Annotated in this window: 16 protein-coding genes; 3 read left to right on the top strand and 13 right to left on the bottom strand. The window is 54.5% G+C overall.

Annotated features, from left to right (window positions below; genetic code table 11):
* Position 1 precedes the first annotated feature (1 nt).
* A complete protein-coding gene (gene nth / locus JSS75_02495; GenBank protein MBS1902553.1) occupies positions 2-655 on the top strand; it encodes an endonuclease III in 654 nt (217 codons plus the stop codon).
* Positions 656-705: 50 nt separating this feature from the next.
* Here nth and JSS75_02490 read toward each other — a convergent pair whose 3' ends face one another.
* The 5 genes from JSS75_02490 to JSS75_02470 form a co-directional block, all read right to left on the bottom strand.
* Entirely contained in the window at positions 706-1,569 is an 864-nt protein-coding gene (locus JSS75_02490) for a hypothetical protein (GenBank protein ID MBS1902552.1), read from the bottom strand.
* Positions 1,570-1,663: 94 nt separating this feature from the next.
* Positions 1,664-3,331: a hypothetical protein gene (locus tag JSS75_02485; protein MBS1902551.1), complete on the bottom strand. Its 1,668-nt coding sequence runs from the start codon at positions 3,329-3,331 to the stop codon at positions 1,664-1,666.
* Positions 3,332-3,405: 74 nt separating this feature from the next.
* Entirely contained in the window at positions 3,406-3,933 is a 528-nt protein-coding gene (locus tag JSS75_02480; protein MBS1902550.1) for a TlpA family protein disulfide reductase, read from the bottom strand.
* Between the two features lie 102 nt (positions 3,934-4,035).
* Positions 4,036-5,142 carry a hypothetical protein gene (locus JSS75_02475; protein MBS1902549.1) on the bottom strand — a complete coding sequence of 369 codons (1,107 nt, stop codon included), beginning with the start codon at positions 5,140-5,142 and terminating at the stop codon, positions 4,036-4,038.
* A 54-nt stretch (positions 5,143-5,196) separates the two neighbouring features.
* Complete coding sequence (locus JSS75_02470; GenBank protein ID MBS1902548.1) at positions 5,197-5,679, bottom strand: hypothetical protein; 483 nt, start codon at positions 5,677-5,679, stop codon at positions 5,197-5,199.
* Between the two features lie 215 nt (positions 5,680-5,894).
* Here JSS75_02470 and JSS75_02465 point away from each other — a divergent pair, with 215 nt between their 5' ends.
* Together JSS75_02465 and JSS75_02460 are read left to right on the top strand one after the other, a co-directional pair.
* A complete protein-coding gene (locus JSS75_02465) occupies positions 5,895-7,268 on the top strand; it encodes a dipeptidase (protein ID MBS1902547.1) in 1,374 nt (457 codons plus the stop codon).
* A gap of 70 nt (positions 7,269-7,338) precedes the next feature.
* A complete protein-coding gene (locus JSS75_02460) occupies positions 7,339-8,538 on the top strand; it encodes a hypothetical protein (GenBank protein MBS1902546.1) in 1,200 nt (399 codons plus the stop codon).
* A gap of 94 nt (positions 8,539-8,632) precedes the next feature.
* Here the strand turns inward: JSS75_02460 and JSS75_02455 are convergent, their stop codons facing one another.
* The 8 genes from JSS75_02455 to JSS75_02420 all read right to left on the bottom strand — a co-directional run bounded on the left by JSS75_02455 (position 8,633) and on the right by JSS75_02420 (position 20,113).
* Entirely contained in the window at positions 8,633-9,526 is an 894-nt protein-coding gene (locus tag JSS75_02455; GenBank protein ID MBS1902545.1) for a hypothetical protein, read from the bottom strand.
* 163 nt (positions 9,527-9,689) lie between these two features.
* A complete protein-coding gene (locus JSS75_02450; GenBank protein ID MBS1902544.1) occupies positions 9,690-10,772 on the bottom strand; it encodes an ABC transporter permease in 1,083 nt (360 codons plus the stop codon).
* Positions 10,773-10,791: 19 nt separating this feature from the next.
* Complete coding sequence (locus tag JSS75_02445; protein MBS1902543.1) at positions 10,792-11,898, bottom strand: ABC transporter permease; 1,107 nt, start codon at positions 11,896-11,898, stop codon at positions 10,792-10,794.
* A 101-nt stretch (positions 11,899-11,999) separates the two neighbouring features.
* Complete coding sequence (locus JSS75_02440) at positions 12,000-13,301, bottom strand: adenylosuccinate synthase (protein MBS1902542.1); 1,302 nt, start codon at positions 13,299-13,301, stop codon at positions 12,000-12,002.
* Between the two features lie 41 nt (positions 13,302-13,342).
* The gene (locus tag JSS75_02435; protein ID MBS1902541.1) at positions 13,343-13,657 is read right to left on the bottom strand and encodes an STAS domain-containing protein; all 315 of its coding nucleotides are present in this window, start codon (positions 13,655-13,657) and stop codon (positions 13,343-13,345) included.
* Positions 13,658-13,668: 11 nt separating this feature from the next.
* A complete protein-coding gene (gene secF / locus JSS75_02430) occupies positions 13,669-14,658 on the bottom strand; it encodes a protein translocase subunit SecF (GenBank protein MBS1902540.1) in 990 nt (329 codons plus the stop codon).
* Between the two features lie 30 nt (positions 14,659-14,688).
* Positions 14,689-16,740, bottom strand: a complete 2,052-nt coding sequence (secD, locus tag JSS75_02425; protein MBS1902539.1) for a protein translocase subunit SecD — start codon at positions 16,738-16,740, stop codon at positions 14,689-14,691.
* Positions 16,741-16,915: 175 nt separating this feature from the next.
* Positions 16,916-20,113 (bottom strand): IgGFc-binding protein, encoded by a 3,198-nt coding sequence (locus tag JSS75_02420; GenBank protein MBS1902538.1) that lies wholly within the window; start codon positions 20,111-20,113, stop codon positions 16,916-16,918.
* Positions 20,114-20,313 lie beyond the last annotated feature (200 nt).

Here is a 20,313-nt window from a genome sequence, read left to right as displayed (position 1 = left end):
TATGCCGAAAGAATCACTTGAAGCCCGAAAGGCCCGCGCGAAGAAGATATTTCGTACTCTGGGTACGATATATCCGGATGCGCACTGCGCACTCGATTTTACAAACGCATTCGAACTGCTTGCGGCAACGATCCTCTCGGCGCAGTGCACCGACGAGCGGGTGAATATCGTCATGAAGCAGTTTCGGCCCCGGTTTCCGACGCCGTTTGCCCTTTCAACGGCCGAGCCGCAAGAGATCGAAGAAGTCATTCGCTCGACGGGGTTCTTTCGCCAGAAGGCAAAATCGTTGAAGTCGATGGCAACCGACATCGTCGAGAAGTTCGGCGGCGAGGTGCCGAAGACGATGGAAGAACTCGTCACGCTGCGCGGTGTCGGTCGAAAAACTGCGAACGTCGTGCTGGGGAATGCATTCGGTATTAATGCCGGCATCCCCGTCGATACGCATGTCACCCGGTTATCCGGTCTGCTCAAGTTATCGACGTACACCACCCCCGAAAAGATCGAGCTCGACCTCATGGAGTTGGCTCCGCAGAAGGATTGGGCGATGGTTACCCACTACCTTATCTCGCATGGTCGTTCGGTCTGTGTCGCGCGCCGCCCGAAGTGTCGCGAGTGTGCCATTGCCGAGTACTGCCCGAGTCGTCAGGACAAATAGAAAAGGCGGACATCCTGCCCGCCTTTTTCAGAACAATCGCATGACGCGCCTTAGCGCATGATCTGGAACATACGGCTTGCCGAACTACCGTCTGCAAAGTTGAACTTCACGGTATAGTTGCCATTGGCATAGCCGTTGAGCTCGCCGATCTCGCAGATATTATCGCCCGCAAGCAAGTGCTGACGGCTCGTCCCGAAGGCTACCTTACGTCCCATTTCATCGAAGATTGCGTAGTTGAAACCCATCTCGCGGGGAACATTGATGTTCAAGCGGATGGAGTTGCCGCTAAGCAGTGGCGACGGAAATAACGAAGTGATGCGAGGTCCGCCGACGGAAGCGGCACCGCTTTGTTCGACGCCATCGATGAGAAGATACCCGCGTAGCAACACACCGATCGTATCGCCATCGTCTCCGCCAACTGCAACGAACTTCACATAATCGACGATCGAATCGCTCATCGTGTAGTTTGCCGGACAATACATACTCAGGCGGAATTCACCTCCGGTGCCACCGGGAGGAAGCGAATACGGCTGAGTCGTTGTCGCGAAGCTATCGGTTCTCGGTGCATAGCAGTTATCACCGAAGCAAATGCTTGCTGTCCATGTCGCAGGGATGTGAACATGGTAACGATAAAACTTGATATCGACGGGAGCAATCAGCAGATTCGTCATATGGCCCGTCAGCGCGACGGAATTCCCTTTTTCGAGCGGAGTCTCGATCGAATCGAATCGAATATCGAAGCTCGACGCCGTCGACTGCGGACGAATCGGGTCGATGTGGTAGACGATCCGTTCGACCACACCACGAGAGCCGAGGAAGGTCTGAGAAAACGATGCAGGTTCGACACGTACGACCTGTGCTACGGCCGAACCGGCCAGCAGCACCATAGCAAGCAAATAAGCGATCCGTTTCATGGGTTGTATCAACTCAAGGTAACGAACTAATAACCCCAATCCGGGCAAGTTGTTTCCTGAAATTCAGTTCATGAAGCGGCGGATTCGCTTCGACCTATAACTGGCTTGTCAAGCTCACCCGAAGCCCATTGAACGCAGGCACATAGCGGCAGACGCCACCCGAGCAGTTCAAGCCACCGCGTTCGGCACCGTAGGTCAGTAAGAGCGTATGGGCTCCGCCGATGCGGTACGATACGACGGCTTCCGGCCAGATGTGGCGACCAGCTTCATACCATGTCGAGAAGTCGAACGTGAAGCCGAATGTGATAATCGGATTGAACGAGTACTGTATGAAGGCCAACTCGTTCGTTAGTTGATGATCGTTCTCGTCGCGCTGGCTATCGAACATCCATTGGTGTTCCAATGCGAAAAGAATACTCTGCGACGGAGTCGTCTCGTACTGCATCTTCAACCCGACCGAACTGCTGCGTTTGCGATCGGCGGTTTGTCCGCTGGCAGCAAGGACATCGCTTCTGCGGTGGAACCACATCTTCACGTAGCTCAGATCGCCGAAGTCATGTTCGACTTCTGCAAAATACTCCCAGAATGGGAAGAAGCCGTTATCGTCAAATTTGGGAAGAATGTCCGTCGAGCCGGCAATGAGCGGCTCGCCGTTGCTATCGAGTTTGCTGCTATAGCTATTGTGACGGCTGCTGGCTGATGCGTTGAGCGTAATTGTGTACGAGGGGATCGCCGTGATGTCGGCCTCGATCTGGTATCCGAGCTCGTCGTTGAAATTCACGGCATGCGTCGTGCGCGTGATCGATTGATAACTAAAATCTTTATACACTTCCGGCGGGCTGGTGATCGGCAGCTTCCCGAAATAGTCTGCGTAGGGATCGTTCTGCGAATGAACGAAATACGAATAATTTTTATACTCCGCGGTTATGCCGAAATCGTCACCGGCATACGACAGAGAACCATACATCGCCTTGCCCCGGTGATCGACCGCAACATCCTTACCGAGAATTTCGGTAAGGTGCGAACGCTCTTCGGCGAATCCGAAAAATCCTGACACCGGTCCCTGTAAGAACGATACATACAACTCAGGCTGGTTCACCTCGCTGTTGGTATATGCCGTACGAGTGAACACCGTCTGTTGGATCGACGTGAACGCTTGCACGAACGACAGCCCAACCACAACTTTCTTGCTGAAGAGCCCAAACTCGGTATTCACTGCACGCGCCGAGACTGACTGGTCCGGCTTTGTCGTGTCGATATCGTGGAAGAGGACGTTTCCTGCCATGGCCTTCACGCCAAGCGACGGACGCAATTCGCTTTCCTGTTGTGTCCATCGATACTCGTACTTCCCGTTGAACCCATCGAGCCAGGCATCATAGTTCAGCGGTCTCGATTCAAAATTGTTGATCGAAAGCCCACGGCCCCATAGCGATGTAATGTGACCGGCTTCGACATCAAGACCGTCTTTCTTGTAGGCGATCCACCGACGGCGTAAGCCTTGAAAGGATTGACCGACTTCGCTCGGGTCGTCCATTTCGTAGCGTAACCCGATCGAAAGATTGCTAAAGAAGATGCGAGCGTTCGCAATTTCTTCGAAATACCGTTTGCTGGTGCTACCGCCGACGTTGTTATCCTGATCGCCGCTGCCGATGCGCAGGAAGTTCGAGCCGACAGCCGACACTCCTCCGCCGAGGTCTTGGGCAATGGCGGCACCTGAACAGAGCAACAGGGCGGACAGGGCTAACAGGTACGATCGCTTCACGATAAATCTTAAGATGTGAAAGTACAAAAATACAAAAGGGCGGCCGAGCCGCCCCTGTTGTACGGAAATTCGTATTATTTCCCCTGCATTTGCGCAACGAGTTCGTCGAGCTCTTTCTCGATGTTCTGCTCGTCGCCTGCCGTGAAGCCGATATGCTTTTTGAACACCGTGCCGTCCGGCCGCAGGATCAGCGAGTACGGAAGCGACTCCATCGAGAATTGATTGCGAGCGATCGCGCCGTCCGGGTCGAGCAGCACCGGATAGTGCACGCCCTGCGTCTTGATATATGCGCGGACTTTTGCAACCGATTTCACCTGATCGGTATTCACCGAAACCATCGATACGCCCTTCTCCTTGAGCTTATCCGAAAGCTTCACAAACGCCTTCATCTCCTGCTTGCAGGGCTCACACCACATGGCCCAGAAGTTGACAAGCAACGGGCCTTTGCCGAGATAGGATGAGAAATTCGTTTCTTCGCCATCGACATTCTGGACGGGAAACTTCATGTTATCCGCAACCTTCAACGAGTCGGTATGAGCGAATACAGTGGTAGCAACAGTCAGCGCACCGAGAAATACAAAGAATCGAATGATCGTTCGCATACAATATCGTTAGTTCAACAGATCTTTAAACCCGTATTTGATCGGAATGTTGCCCGCCGGGTGCTGAAAAATCGTTCATTATAGACATGGCATCGGATCGGCTTATTTCCCAATCCATCGCACAATCGCCGCATACTGCCCTGCCCAATTCGCCCAGTTGTGGCTCTCGCTCGTTTCACGATAACAGACATCGTTGCCTTTTGCACGAAGCACCTGAAGCATCTTCCGAGCCTCGGTACGCCCGTCGCTGATCGTGCCGGTATGCAGGTACCACCGCAACGGCAGCCGCTTGGTTCGCTCGAATTGACGAACGATCGAAAAGTCATCCACCCAGAATGACGGCGACTGGCTGACGATATTCCGAAACCGATTCGAGTGCTGCAATCCGACAAATGCGGCAAATAGTCCGCCGAGCGACGCCCCTTGGATCGTGCGAAGCGATGCCCGGCTCGTGACGTTCAGTCGCTTCTCGACCTGCTTCGTCAGATCGTTCGCAAACCACCGTGCAAAATCCGGATTCATCATGTACTCGCCATGCCGGTCGACCGGCGGGACGAAGACTACAATCGTGTTCGGAGTGAACGGTTCGAAGCGATATATATTATCGAGCACCGTATTGAACCGACCGATCGAGATCGCCTCGGCGCCGTCGTTGACGTAGAGAAACCGCTCGGTCCCGTTCGGTTCGTGATCGTGCGGGATATAGATCCCGACCACCCGACCGCTTACCGATGCATTCCCTTCTGCATAGAGTTCGATTAGCCTGCCACGAGGAACATCGTTTTCTGATAGATGCCAATACGGCACTCCCGGATACGCTGGCATCGAGAAAAAGGAGTTCGTCCCGAGTGGTCCCGGAAGTATTCGTTGATTCATCGGGTCGAGCACCGACTCGCCGTCGACAATGAGCCGATATGGCAAAGCCGCATCGATCGGGAAATCCTGCTCCGTGTGCAAGAGCACGGACCGTGGGTGTAATCGAACGAGTCGCTGTTTGTCCGCCTGCCAACGATTCCAATCGCCGCTGACCGATACCGAAACATCGTCTTCGGAGCGAAAGAAGAAATGCGCCGTCTCGAGTTCGATGACCGGTGTGCCGGAGCCGGAGCGAATGCGCCGAAGCAATTCCCGTTCGGCAGCACGAACGGCCTGTACCGAACGTGCCGTTCGAATTCGTTCGAGCAGTGATGGCAGGGGCTTGTCGGTCATAATCCTTCGGTTCGGCGAGATGTAACACCGAACCGAAGGATTCTATCCGATGAGTTAGTCGGTCTCTGCATTAACAGCTGGTGCGACTGTTGCAGTCGAGCCGCGCAGTTCCGTATGGCGGATCTGTCCGCCGAGATGGGCGGTCCAGGCGATCGAGGACATGGCCGCTATCCCGACGATAAGTAGCGTTGCTGCCACCGGCTTTACAAGGGCGTCGCGTTTGCGCATAACCACGAACCCGACAATACTTGCTGCGCCGAGCGCTTCGACAAATGCGATAGTGAGCGAGGCGGCATCTTCATGTGCATCGATCACCGACTCCGTTACACCGGGCATTCGTTCGACGACCTCCTCCGTTCCTTCGCCGGTGAAGTACGTCGGCAACGCGGTAACCGCGGCAGCAACAAAAAGCATGAACGCCAACGTCCGAAATTGTGTCTGTCGCTTCCAAAGCGAATACGCGAGAACGAGTGTCCCCACGATCACGAGGATAAGCGGAAAGTGGTTGAGAGCGAGATGTATTTGTGCAGCATTCATTGGTACGTGTGGATTATCTACTCTTTTACCTACGAGACGATAGCAATTGATGTTTCCTCCTATTTTATTTGTTTACAATATGTTAGCCATTACGCAGACTTAGTCGCAATAGCCGCTGCCGCTCCTGCTGTTGCCGAATCCCGGATGTTTGAATCATCATTGATGTTATGGTCAGCCGTTGAATAATCACACCATTGAATAATCATACCAAGCGAATGACGATGGATATTCTCTCTTTTATCGATCAAAACAAGAACCGTTACGAAGACGAACTGAAAGATTTTCTGCGCATCCCGTCGATTTCGACATCGCCGGAGCACAATGGCGAAACTCGTCGCTGCGCCGAGTGGGTCGCCGCTGAGATGAAGCGTATCGGACTCAATAACGTAGCGGTCATGGAAACGGCCGGACATCCTGTGGTATATGGAGAGCGCCTCGATGGCGGGCCGAATGCACACACCGTTCTACTTTACGGACACTATGATGTGCAACCCGTCGATCCGCTCAACCTCTGGACCAATCCGCCGTTCGAGCCGACGATTGTCGGAGAAAACATCTATGCCCGAGGCTCGGTCGACGACAAGGGGCAGGTACTGATGCAGCTCAAAGCCATCGAAGCGCATGTGCGAACGACCGGAGCAATGCCCGTCAATGTGAAAGTGATCATCGAAGGTGAAGAAGAAATCGGTTCGCCCAACCTTGACAAGTTTCTCGAAGACAACAAGGCATTATTGAAGTGCGATACGGTTATGGTCAGCGACACGCCGATGTTCGGATACGACCAGCCGTCGATCTGTTATGGCCTGCGCGGTCTCTGTTACATGCAGGTCGAAGTAACCGGGCCAAACCGCGACTTGCATTCCGGCTTCTTCGGCGGAGCCGTCGAAAACCCGATCAACGCCCTCGCGGTGATGATCTCAAAGCTAAAGGATAACGCCGGACGAATTCTCATCGACGGGTTTTACGATAACGTCGCGCCGATCAGCGAGGCTGAGCGTGCGGAGATTGCAAAACTTCCGTTCGATCGTAACGCATTCATGAAGGACCTCGAGACCGACGCAACGCCGGGCGAAAGCGGCTACAACGAACTCGAACGGATGTGGGCACGTCCGACGCTCGACTGCAACGGCATCTGGGGCGGGTTTACCGGCGAGGGTGCGAAGACCGTACTTCCGTCAAAGGCATATGCGAAGATCTCGATGCGCCTGGTGCCGAACCAAACACCAGAAGAGATCGCGAAAAAATTCGAGGCATACTTCAATACGATCAAACCTGCCGGCGTGACGATCACGGTGACCGACTTACACGGCGGGATGCCGGCCATGACGCCGATCGATTCGAAAGGTGTGTTAGCTGCACGTCACGCACTCGCGCAGATCTTCGAGAAGGATGTATTCCTTACACGCGAAGGCGGTTCGATCCCGATCGTCAATAGCTTTGCGTCGATTCTCGGTGCACCGACCGTATTGATGGGGTTTGGTCTGCCGGACCAAAATGCCCACTCTCCGAACGAGAAGATGAACCTACGCAACTTCCACCGCGGCGTGAAGTGCGGAGCGCTCTTCTATTCGAACCTCGCAACAAACTAAGACCTCCGTCAGGCCACAGATACATCCATCTGTGGCCTGACGCGCTTCTAAGGCTTCGTACATTTGTGGTATGAAGTATGCACACACCTTTTTACTTTATATCGTCGTCCTCGCGGGGCTCCCGCTCCTCGGTCATGCGCAGAACAAAACACTAAAGGTGGCTGACCAACTTGTAAGTGAACGGAAGTATCTTAGCGCATACCGCCTGCTCGAACAAGCAGACCCCAATGCACACGATCCCGCCATCACGATACGACGCACCGAGATCGCAACCTCATACTTCGCAAAGAGCCTCGACCACACACTCTTCGGGCTTATTGACCTGCCCCACGGCGAAGATCTCGACTCGATCCGCCGAACCGACTCTGGATCGTATACAATGGTCTGGTTCAGGCCCGATAGCGCCCTTTCCATCTTACTCGACCGTTACCCGGACAATGCCGCGCTTCACCTTGCGCTCGGGAATTACTACTACAACGTGTGGCAGATCTACGGAAACGAGTGGTTCATTTCCGATTCGGCACTTGCAGACGGCTCGGAAGCGCAGTTATTCGACGCGTTGCGACACGGTCTTCGCGATAACAACACATACTCGCGTCTCGGGTATCTGGCCTTGGACCGTCAGGACTATAGTATCGCCTCAGGCTACTATCATACTGCCATCGACTCCGGATCCATCGATGTCAGCGACTATTATAATATCGCCGTGTGCGATCTGTATCAAGATAAGTACCCCGAAGGGATCTCCTACGCCCGCTACTCATTCGAGCACTATACGGACCCTTCCCTCAAAGGGGATGCAGCGCATCTGCTCGGGTCGCTCTATACGTCGACTGCTGCGTTCGATAGTGCCGTAACGTATTTCCTCATTAGTCTCGACCTCGACAGTCTGAATTCCAACTCGATGGCAAAACTGGTGATCGTCTACTGCGAAAGTCATCGTCCTGCCGATGCCTCGAAATGGGCGGAGCGGTATTTCGATGTGGCGCCCGGACAGGAGACACTCAACGATATCGTCCGAAGCTTCCATGAATGGAAGCAAGACGATGCGCTTGTCGCATGGTTCGAGCACATGAAGGGGAAATACGCGAAAGACGACGAGACATCCGGCGGGTTGCGATTGGTACAAGGTCAATACTACCTCCTCGTCGGCGACAAACCGAATGCACGCAGAGAACTCAACGAGGCGCGCACCTATTTCCAGCAGGTCTATGACGAAGACAACGAGGCATTCCCGTTCATCGAAGATCTTCTGACATCTGCAAAATAAACAGCCCACCTCGGTAAAGAGGCGGGCCGCTCGTATTGGGTAGTTGTGTACGTTATCTCTCGCCTTGCCTGTAGCAAAGGCAGACCACTCGTTATTATTTGCGTCCGAAGCGGAGCCACTGCCCGACTTTGACATCGATCGTGTAGGTATCGACTGTGCCGTCGCCGCTGGTGCGTGTGACGTCGAGCACTGCAGTGCCATCGCCGTTAAAGGTGATCTTCGTATCACGCGTGAAGGTATACCCCTTCGGCGTCGCTGCAGTGAAGTGCGATGTTGCCGGCCCCTTCAGGAACGTGTGCTGTCGGCCATTGTCCGTCGATTGAACGATCGTATCGCCGACGAAGGTGATCGAGAAGGAGTGCGTGAACGTGCGGTCGCCGTTTTCGGGCGTGTGGAACACGTCCGTACCACTGCGATTGAAGTTGCCGTTGAGGATCGGCGTCGAACCGGTCAGGCCGGTGATGCTCCACGTTCCGTATGCGGTATCCTGCACATCGACGCGTTCGCCGATATCCTTGCTCTTTTGCTTCGCGACGGTCATATCGATGCGGTCGGTCGTACCCTTGATGAAGTTATCCATGGGGGCACCCGATGCGTCATAGAACGTATATGTATACGTGATCACCGTATTGAAGTCGAAGCGACCCCATGATGCAGAGCGGGTGATCGTGACGGTGTGGAGTTTCGTTGCGGGATCGAACGAGGTGTCGCGCGACGTCGGCGTTCCGGCTTTCGGGTCGTCAATCACGGTCGGGATCGTGCCATACTTTGTGATGGACATTGCATCGCCGAAGCTGACACCCGCGCCGCCGGATTCCGTCCCGAGCGCTGCCGACGTGACATCGGCCGCAGCACGTGAATCGTATTCCTGTGCACCGGTGGGTTCGGTGCTACTCTTGCAACCGACCATCATGAGAGATGTCACCATCAATCCTGCAGCCAGAATGAATGCCGTTGCAAAGGCTTTCGATAGTTTATTGGTCATCATTGTCGTATCTCCTTATTGAGAATTTAGTAATCAAACTCATTGACCAATAGAGGGCCGGTCAGTAGGAAAGTTTAATACTGCGGCATGAAATTTCATTCATGTGCAATAAAAAAGCGGACTTACAGAAGCCCGCTTTTTCAAAACGACTGGTATTGGAACCGTATTAGTCGCGCAAGCGCGGATCGAGCGCGTCGCGCAAACCGTCGCCGACCAGATTGTAGCAGAGCACGGTCAGGAAGATCATGAATCCCGGAAACACCGCAAGCCACCATGCCGATATATTACCGCGGGCATCGTTGAGCACGCTGCCCCACGTAACGGTCGTCGGCGGCACACCGAAGCCAAGGAATGACAACCCTGCCTCGGTCAGGATCGCCGATGCGACACCGAATGCCGTTGTCACGAGAACCGGAGCCAGCGAGTTCGGCAGGACATGACGGAAAATAATACGCCAGTTCGAAAGTCCGAGTGCGGTTGCCGCAGCGGTGTACTCCATATTACGGATACGCAGGAATTCCGCTCGCGTAAATCGGGCAATACCGGTCCAGCTCGTCAACCCGATCATAATCATCACCAGCCAGATCGAACCGCTCGGAAGCATCGCAACGACGGTAATGATCAGGAAGAATGTCGGGAATGTCATGATCAGCTCGATGAATCTCGAGACCACGACATCAATCCATCCTCCATAAAATCCCGAGACGGCGCCGAAAAACACGCCAAGAATGACAGCGATCGACATCGATAGGAAGCCGATCGTGAGTGCTATTCGAGAACCGGAAATCAATCCTGCCATGACGTCACGACCGATCGCATCCGTCCCGAGCAAGTGGTCGCCGCCGGGCGGCGCGGTATTGTGTTCAAGATCCTGGTTCGACGAACGCCACTTGATCGGCGTCCAGACCGTCATTGACAGTTTCCCCTCTTTATCGAGTACGCGCCAGTCTGCCGTCACGAGGTCGGGTCCCCACCGATCGATCCCAGCCATCACGAAATAATCTTTCACGACCGGGAAGTACAACGTCCCGTCATATTTCGCCATGATCGGTTTGTCGTTGGCAAGGAAGTCCGCAAAGATCGCGACTGCGAACAGTAGGTACACAATGTACAACGCAGCCAGCGAAATCTTATTCTTCTTGAACTGGTGCCGCACGAGGCTCCAGTACGACTGGCTCACCGCTTTGCGAGATTTCTCCCGTGCGAGCTCTTCCTTCGTGGGCGTGGCTTTGAGTGCTTGTTCTGCCATGAGAAGATCGTAAGATTGATTAGTTGCTCTTCTTGGAGAAAGCGATACGCGGATCGACAACCGAGTATAACAAATCGGCCAGAAGCAGACCGACAAGTGTCAGCACCGATGAAAGTGTGAACTCGGCCATGATGACCGGGTAATCACGTGCCGTCAGCGCTTCGAACGCCAACTTGCCGATGCCCGGGATCGTAAAGATATACTCGATGACAATCGAACCGCTGATGAGCGCCGGCAGGATGTAGGCGACGATCGTGATGATCGGGATGAGCGAATTGCGAAGTGCATGCTTATAGACGACCACCTTTTCGCTCAAGCCCTTTGCGCGGGCAGTACGGATATAGTCCTGGCGGATAACCTCGAGCATCGACCCTCGCATCTGACGCGAGAGATACGCAAAGCTCAAATATGTTGTCGTCGCGATCGGCAGAATCATATGCCACAGCAGATCAAGCGTCCGGGTCATCCACGGATCGTCCGGCGAGACACTCATCGAATGGATACCCGCATTCGGAAACCAGGCGAAGAAATCGCCGCCGCCGAAGAAGATGATTGCCATCGTCGCAATCCAAAATTGCGGAATCGAATAGAGCACGAACAACGTCACTGTCGACACCTTGTCGAGCGTCGTATCCTTATGGGTAGCCGAATAGATGCCCAGCGGTATTGCGATCAAATATGCCAGAATGATCGAGATGAGCGACATGAAGATCGTGATCGGCATTCGCTCGAGCATTTTGTCGAGGACCGGCCGGTTGTCCTGAAACGACTTCCCAAAATCCATCCGCAACAGATTGCGAACCCAGAGCACGTACTGATTGTCGGTTCCGTTCCACTTGAATGTGAGTCGTTCCATCAGCGGCTTGGTATGCCCTGTCGCATCTTTTTCGTCGGTGAAGATCGTCCAAAACCAAATGGGTTTATCCAGATTCCACATCGCGCGGATCTGTTGAATCATCTGCTCGTTGAGCTGCTGACCGCCGCGCATCGTCCCTTCTCCGCCGACACCGGCTTTCAATTCCGCCGGATCGCCGGGAGCAAGGCGGGAGATCGAGAACGTCACGATCGTTATGAAGAATAACGTCGGGATGAAGAGTAGTACGCGCCGTATGATGTACTGGATCATTCTGTTCTTGATTTGGCGGCGGTCACGAAGGACAACGCTGCCGACGATGCTACAAAATTAGCACGAAAAACACAGTTCAACGCACAAATGAGCCGATCCGGCTACTTGGTCAGGGTCTCGTTGCGACCGGGTCCGAGCGAGATCATCGAAAGCGAAAGCTCCGCTTCACGTTCGATCGCCCCAAGATACTTCTGCGTCGTTACCGGCAGGTCCGCTCGCGAGCCGATCCCCTGCAACGCTCCATCCCCCCACCCTTCGAACGATTCGTAGATCGGACGGATATTCGCAAGTGCGCGCAGATCGGTCGTAAAATGGGTCAGGCGCTTGCCGTCGGTCAGGCGTTCGTAGCCGACACACATCTTGATCTCATCGAATCCGGAGAGCACATCGAGCTTTGTCAGTGCGATCGACGTCGTTCCGTTGATCATCCCGGAGTAGCGCAGTGCAACGGCATCGAGCCAGCCACAGCGACGCGGACGTCCGGTCGTCGCCCCATATTCGCCGCCTTTTTGTCGGAGTGTCTCCCCCGTCTCATCGAGCAATTCGCTCGGGAACGGCCCGTTACCAACGCGCGTCGTGTAGGCCTTGGCAACCCCGATGATATCTTTGATCGAAGTCGGCGGAATTCCGAGCCCCGTACACGCGCCGCCCGATGTCGGGCTGCTCGAGGTAACGTACGGGTATGTGCCAAAATCGATATCAAGCAACGCCGCCTGCGCGCCTTCGGCAAGGATATGCTTGCCCTCGCGCAGTGCTGTATTCAGCAGCAGCGATGTGTCGGTAATATACGGGTCGATCTCAGTGTCGAACGCTGTGTACTCCGACACGATCGACTCGACATCGCAAAGTTCGTCCGAGCCGTAAAACTTCGAGAGCAATTCGTTCTTCTCGGTGATATTCTGTCGAAGCTTTTCGGTCAACGACGGACGGTCGAGCAGATCGACGATACGAATCCCCTTGCGTGAAAACTTGTCTTCGTAGGCAGGTCCAATCCCTCGGCCGGTCGTCCCGACGGCTTTAGACGAATCGATCTTCGAAAGCCGTGCCTCCATCGCCTTATCGAGCATCTTATGATACGGCATGATAAGGTGGGCATTGTGCGAGATGAACAGCCGTCCGGCGACCTGTACTCCGGTCGCTTCGAGCATCTTGATCTCTTCACGCAGCGCGACCGGGTCGATCACGACGCCGTTGCCGATGACACACAACGCGGATGGGTGAAAGATGCCGCTCGGGATAAGGTGGAGTACGAACTTCGAACCGTCCGGGAGGATGATCGTATGTCCGGCGTTGGCGCCACCTTGGTATCTGGCTACGTAGTCGGACTCGGCGGCGAGTCGATCGACGATCTTTCCTTTTCCTTCATCTCCCCACTGGGAGCCAAGCACGATAGTAACAGGCATTGCCCGTGTGCGTTAAGCGAAATGGTTACGAGAGATAAACCCTATTTGCGAACCCCAAGCACCTCGCTGAGCTTCGTGAGCTCGAGCAAATGCAGGAACTGCGCATTCGGCGATTCGAGCGTCAGCTTCGCACCGACGGCTTCGGCAGCCTCGCGTGCGCCAAGCAGCATCCCGAGACCGGAACTGTCGACGAACCCAACATCCTTCATCCCGATCACGACACTCGTGACACCGCCGGCAGCGGCGATCTCGTCGCGGATCAGCTTCGCGAACCGCATCGCTTCGGCGCCGCCCGTCAAGTCGCCCGAAAGGCCGACCGAGAGCGTATCGCCGGTTCTGGTGAACGTAGAGTTCATGACGTACCGAATTAGGAAACCGTCGTTGCTACTTGCTTCTGGGCCGTTCGGACACTTGCCCCTTCGGCCTTGAGTTCACGATTGCGATGGATCCAGTCATACGCGATCGCCGATGCAACGAAGATCGACGAATACGTGCCGGTGATCACACCGATGAGCATCGTGAATGCGAACCCGCGAAGGACTTCGCCACCCCAAATGAACAATACGACGAGCGTCAGGAACACCGTGCCCGATGTGATGATCGTACGCGGCAGCGTCTCGTTGATGGCTCGGTTCATGATCGTCTTCAGATCCTGGCCTTTATACTTCTTCTTATCCTCGCGGATACGATCGAAGATAATAACCGTATCGTTGACCGAGAAGCCGACGATCGTCAGGAATGCAGCGAGCATCGTCGAGTTCATTTCCAGATTGAGCCACGGAGCGAATCCGTTACAGACTACGGCGAACGCGAATGCGACGAGCACGTCGTGGATAATAGCGATCACGGCACCAAGCCCATACACAAACTCGAACCGGAACGCAAGATAGATCAGGATAGCGATACAAGTGAACAAGACGGCGAACAACGCCTTCTGCTTCAACTCCGCACCGATCTTTGCGCCGATATGAGTCGTTTGGGTTTTCGAGTGATCGAACGCATTGTTCGGAAACGCTTTGGTCAGTGCTTCCTGGACGTCGCTCGAAGTCTTGGCACCGGCCTCGGCACCGGCAGCGCCTTCACGGACACGAACGAGGATGCCGGATTCATCCGCCCCGTAATATTTTACCTCCGCGCCACGGAAGCCACCGGCATCGAGCGCAGAACGGATCTCGTCGATGCGGATCTGCTTTGCGAACTTCAACTGGATCTCCGTACCGCCGGCGAAGTCGATACCGTATTCCACTCCCTTAAAGAGCGCCCATACAATACCGGCAAGGGTAATCACCGTCGAAACGATGTACCATACGCGACGTTTGCCGATAAAGTCGATATTGGTTTTTTTGAAAAAGTGCATGGTCGAACGATCTCTGGTCTGTGAATGGAATTATCCGAATTTGATAGAGCTCGGCATGCGCTCGAGCAAGATATCGAAGATGACGCGGGTAATGACGATCGCTGTGAACAGCGATGCGGCAATACCGATCATGAGCGTCACGCCGAAGCCCTGGACGGTACCCGTACCCATCGAGTACAGGATCACGCCCGAGAAGAACGCGGTCAAGTGACCGTCGAAGATCGGGGCAAAGGCTCGTTTATAGCCGTCGTCGATTGCGAGCTTCAGCGACTTGCCGGAGGCAAGCTCTTCACGCACACGTTCATAAATGAGCACGTTCGCGTCAACGGCGATACCGACAGTCAATACGATACCGGCCATACCAGGCAACGTCAGTGTTGCACCGAAGGCGGCGAGGACTGCAAGCGTAAAGATCAGATTGATGATAACCGCGACGTCTGCGACAAAGCCACCCGTCAGGTAGTACATCGCCATGAAAATGATCACGACAAGGAAGCCGATCAGGATCGACTGCAATCCTTTCGACACCGAGTCGGCTCCGAGCGATGCACCGATTTCCTGCTGCTGAATGATCTTGACCGGTGCAGGCAGTGCGCCGGCTTTGAGCACGATTTTCAGTAGATTCGCTTCGGCCATATCGCGCGAACCGCTGATCTCGGAGTTACCGCCGTCGATACGCGACATCACATTCGGAGCGGAATAGACAACGTTATCGAGCACGATCGCAATGCGGTGGTTCACGTTCGCATCGGTCACGCGCGACCAAATGCGGGCACCGTCCTCGTTCATGCGCATCGTGACCGTCGGCTTGCCGTCGCGGAGTTCCGCACCGGCATCGACGATATACTTACCCGTCAGTTCGGGCTGCGCATTGAGGAAATACACTTCATAGAAGTTGCTGCCTCCCTGATCCTTGATCGGACGACTGAACGAGAAATCGACTTCACCTTCGTACATCGGCTTGATGTCCGGACGGGCGAGGATTTCGAGCATTGCACGACGGTCGGCGTCGCTCACATAATACTGGCCGCTCTTTGTCTGGCCTTTTGCAATGAGCGCCGTGAACGGATGCTCCTTCGTGAACTTTGCGGCCTTTTGCTGGTCGCTCAGACCGGCATACGCAAGGCTGTCGGCACGCTGGGCGGAATCCTCCGGCGAGAGGGTCGCCGTCTTGGCAGCGGTGCTATCTTTCTTGGTCGTATCGGCCTTCGCGATTGCCTTCTTGTCTTCCTTCTTTGCAGACTTCGTCTCCGCTGCCTTCTTGCTCGAATCCGTGCCCTGCGCGATTACGCCAGGCTGTTTTACGGAATCCGCCACCGTGGCTTTCGCGCTGTCCGGCGTGGTCACAAACCCCGTGCTGGAAAGATACTTGTCGATGCGATCGATGACTCGACGGACGATCTTCGGATCCTTCAGCAGACGGAATTCCAACTGCGCCGTTCCTTCGAGAAGCTGGCGAACGCTCGCCGGGTCAGCAGCTCCCGGGACCTCGATAATGATACGGCGCGAACCGAACTTCTGAATCGTAGGCTCAGTCAAACCGTATTGGTCGATACGATTACGGATGATCTCGATGGCGCGATCGACCGCTTCGTCGCTTCCTTTGGTCAGCGATGCGATGATTTCCTTATCCTCGCCCGTTTTCACGTCGTCGAGAAGGAAGTAGTTCGCAAGCGTCTTTCCTTTGGATGCAGCGATCTCCTGGAATTTGCGGGAAAAGATCGAAACGACGGTTTCATCGCTCGTCTGCTCTTCCTTTGAAGTGGCAGCGAGTACCGCATTGAGGATCTCGTCCTTATTGGAGGCCTGCTCTTCGATAAACTTCAGGACGTCGACTTCCATCGTGATATAGATACCACCGCGCAGATCGAGACCGAGTTTGATCGGACGCACAACGCCCGTATTGAGGGACCGGACATCTTCCTCGTGCTTTGCGATATAGGCTGCGCGCTTGGCGGAGTCCTTACCGAACGAGTCCAGTGTCGACTGGTAATCCTGTGACTTCCAAGTGGGATACAATCCATACAGCGCACCTGCGATGCACAGGATGATGACAATGATTAAAGTACGGTTTTTTTTCACGTTATGCGAACGGAATAGCTTTTACAAGACGAAGAGTAACACGAAAATACGGAATCGTGCTCCCACAAAAAACGAGGGCGGGATTCCCCCGCCCCGCTTTGGTAATTCTCTACGGACCGACCGTGCGTTGGGGCGGCATGCGCCTTCTCTGCCGAGACTGCCCCGTTATCCGGAGCTACCGCACCAACGTGACCTTGATGATCTTATCCGCGGCTTTCAGTACATAAGCACCGGACCGAAGGCCATCTCTCTGTATTCGGACGCTCGCCTCCCCTTCCGTCTGAGGGTCGGAAACCGCAATCCGGCGACCGAGCACATCATATAGTTGTGCGGTCGCTCCGAGCGGAACACCAAGCACTTCTAACTGGTCGGGGTACACAAGACACCTCAGGTGCACGCCCGTACTGGTGGCCGCGACGGAAGCGTCTGGCGAGAATGTGCCTCGAAGTGTGGCCTTGGCCTGCGTACCGAAGCTTCGCACTCCCTCGGCCTCAACGTTGGCAACAAGTGTCGCGTGTCGGTCGCGAAAACCGTTGGGTACCCCCGTGGTAGCTTCTGGGCGAAAGCGAAGCTCCACCCATATACTATCGGCCGCCTGAAGGTGAAACTCCGAAAGCACCGGCAAGCCGAGTTCATTGTCGGTGATCGAGAAGTCGGCGGAATCGGCTCCGCCCTCAACGATCGAATGCACGAGCACACTCCTTCTTCCGTCATTGTGCAGTGTGACGCGGCGAGCGATGTTTGTCACCGCAGCGGTCGAATCGCCGAGGAACACGCTCTCGCCTGGGTCCCACGAGACACGCGGATCGTAGCCTATACCTGTTATCACTGAAACGGACTTCATCCTTCGCTCAAGGGAAGATGGGATATCGGTACGCCACTGTATCGTGCTCATTCGAGTACTATCCGATCTGGGATGGAAACACACGAGTGGCGACGCCGAATCTCCCGGCAACAGCGTCAGCGGCAATTGTCCGAGGAACAATGGGTCGATCGAAAAATCAGCCGTGTCGCTTACAACGGGCACTGGTACCAACTGCAATGGCCTCGTCCCAACATTCCGCAACGAGATCGGAGCGCATGCGGAATCTCCGAGTACGCGTTGATCAAGCGTAATATCAGCCGACTGCAATAATCCTGACTCCCCGAAACCAGTAATCGTATATGCGAATCGATTGCCACAGTGATCGACGAGTCGGAGTGTCGCTATGTAACTGGTCGTATCCTCCGGTGCAAAACAAATGGTGAACTGACGATTTGCTCCACGCAATACCGTCAATGGAAACGCGTTGGTCTGACCTTCGATATGCAAGTGGGCAGTATCGCCGACAAGATACAAGCTGTCGATCACCAGATCCCTCGCGCCGTCGACGTCAGGGTTCTCGATCGTGATCGAACCGCAGGCTCCGCTGTCCACTCCGGTGGCACCGAGATCGAAATGTCCGGCCGAGGGTTTCGTCATTGGAGCAGAGGCAACAATCTCAAATGTTGGGCGTGCCGAGATCGTCACCAGATGAACCGCTCCGGAATTATCATACACCGCAAGCGTCCCGTATGCCGAGTCCGTAGGAACAATCGGTTCTATGTCTATGCACAGTGACGTCGCCGACCCATCAAACGCAACGGCTCCTGTTGAATACGGATCCACCGACGGACTAAGCCTCAGGTTCTTGGCCAGTCGTGGTTGAGGGAGGAGATTGTTGTTCACGTAATTAAGTATTTCCACATACCGTATCCCGTTTCCGACCCCACCACTATCGTGAAGACAGACCGTCCATTTCCCGCACGTGTATGTCACCGAATCGCGAATCATCGAAGCCGAGAGGCCGTATTCGCTGTAGCTCATCCCTGCCGGATTCGCTCCGCTGAAAAAATATGTATTCGCATCGATCGCGTCACGCTCAGCATCATATGCGTGCATCCGGCTCTCCAAAATCCCAAACGGTGCAGGCTCCGGGTGCGTACTATCCTCTCGTCGAGTGTTATAGATCCTGTAGGTATGTCCGTAGTACGCGGCAATCTCCGCCCCCATCATACCTGCACTGCCTGGAATCGCAGACCATGTTTTCTTGATGCTCAATCCTGCATGCGTTATTCCAACCGGATTTGATCCGTCCACCGAAACAAGGATCCCACCGCTCCAATCTTGCTGCCGGCAGATGAGTGAAAGGAAATACGACGCATTAGTGAATTGTTCGTCGCTTGAGTTCGCAGGACTGCACAGGTACTCGGTCTTCCAATGACGTTGCGGAACGACCCAGCACATATTCGGCGACGCGTACGGCCCGCTCCCTGCTTGTCTTCGCTGATCATAGATCGCCATAGCGAACGGATGTCCATTCGTTGATGCAGAAAATGTGGGGACTTGGACGGAAGGAAGGCTCGGCGTTTGAAGATTCAGGGGATTCGTCGAAAGGTCTACAGTCTGCGGGCTTTGCAGCGTAATCTTGCTTCCGCCGATTGCAGCCGTATATGTCCGAACCTCATCGCCGGCTCCGTCTCCGCCTCCGCCTGCTTCGAACCAGGGGATCGTATAGTACCCGCTAGTATCGAAGCATTCAGCGGGAGGCAACTGCTGTAGCAGCGAGTTGCGTGCTTCTACTGCATCCGGACTTGGGAAGGCACTTGCCTGAGTGATCGCATTGCTATGACCACTGAATACAGCAACCGGTCTGGTTGCATCGATAAGCGTCCCGGACAGATCGTTTGTGGATTCAAGACCGAGGGATTTGAAAAAATAACTTTGTCCCCGGTTCAGTGTGACCTTGAATGGGGTTCCCACACCGTTGCTCACCCCCGATTTGCCTCCTGCCGTTTGAACGGTCGGCGTGATTGTCACCTCGGTCGCATCATACGCGGCAACAATGCACGCTTCGCCGACTGATTTATCAAAAAAATCGTACCCACCGATTCCCGCGGGATTGTCGTAATACGACATGACCACGTAATGACGACCAAGGCATTCGATGGGCAATGCAAGATATGAACCTCCGCGGCACGGACCGGCGCTATTCAACGTCAGGGTGATCGGGGCTGTCGATACCACATGGATTGTCTTATTCTCCGGTATTTCTCCGTTACCGTCCGAGATGAGTCTGGTAGCATCGATCGGAATAGTCGTTGCAATATTTGCAACGAGCTGAAATTCACGCCCTTCCACATCTTCGCCGGTCGAGGACACATAGCTGACACTGACGGTGCAAGCAATCGTCGAGATGGCGTTGAGCGTCACGATGTGCGTGGTCGACTTAGAACCCAGTGGGAAATACGGCGGAACGTAACCGAGATAAAATTCTCTGCCGTCACTCGAAATCCCTTGAGCAAACAAATGAGATGCAAGGCACAAACAGACTAGGACGAAGGTGGTACGCATAGATTTCTGTGTGCATGTGAACGCGCTTATTTTAGAAACGCCTAAGGTACCGATTAGTTACAGAGAAGACAGGTGCGCATCGGAAGGATAAAAAACCGATAGGTGCAGGATTCTCATCGTCATTCGTAAAAATGAAAACCCTCTCCCGGAGGAAGAGGGTTTTTCAGTAACTTGCCTTTTGACAGTCACTTCAGTAAAAA

It is taken from the genome of Bacteroidota bacterium, from assembly GCA_018266755.1.
Classification (GTDB): Bacteria; Bacteroidota; Ignavibacteria; order Palsa-1295; family Palsa-1295; genus JAFDZW01.
This window is presented reverse-complemented; position numbering and strand designations above follow the sequence as displayed.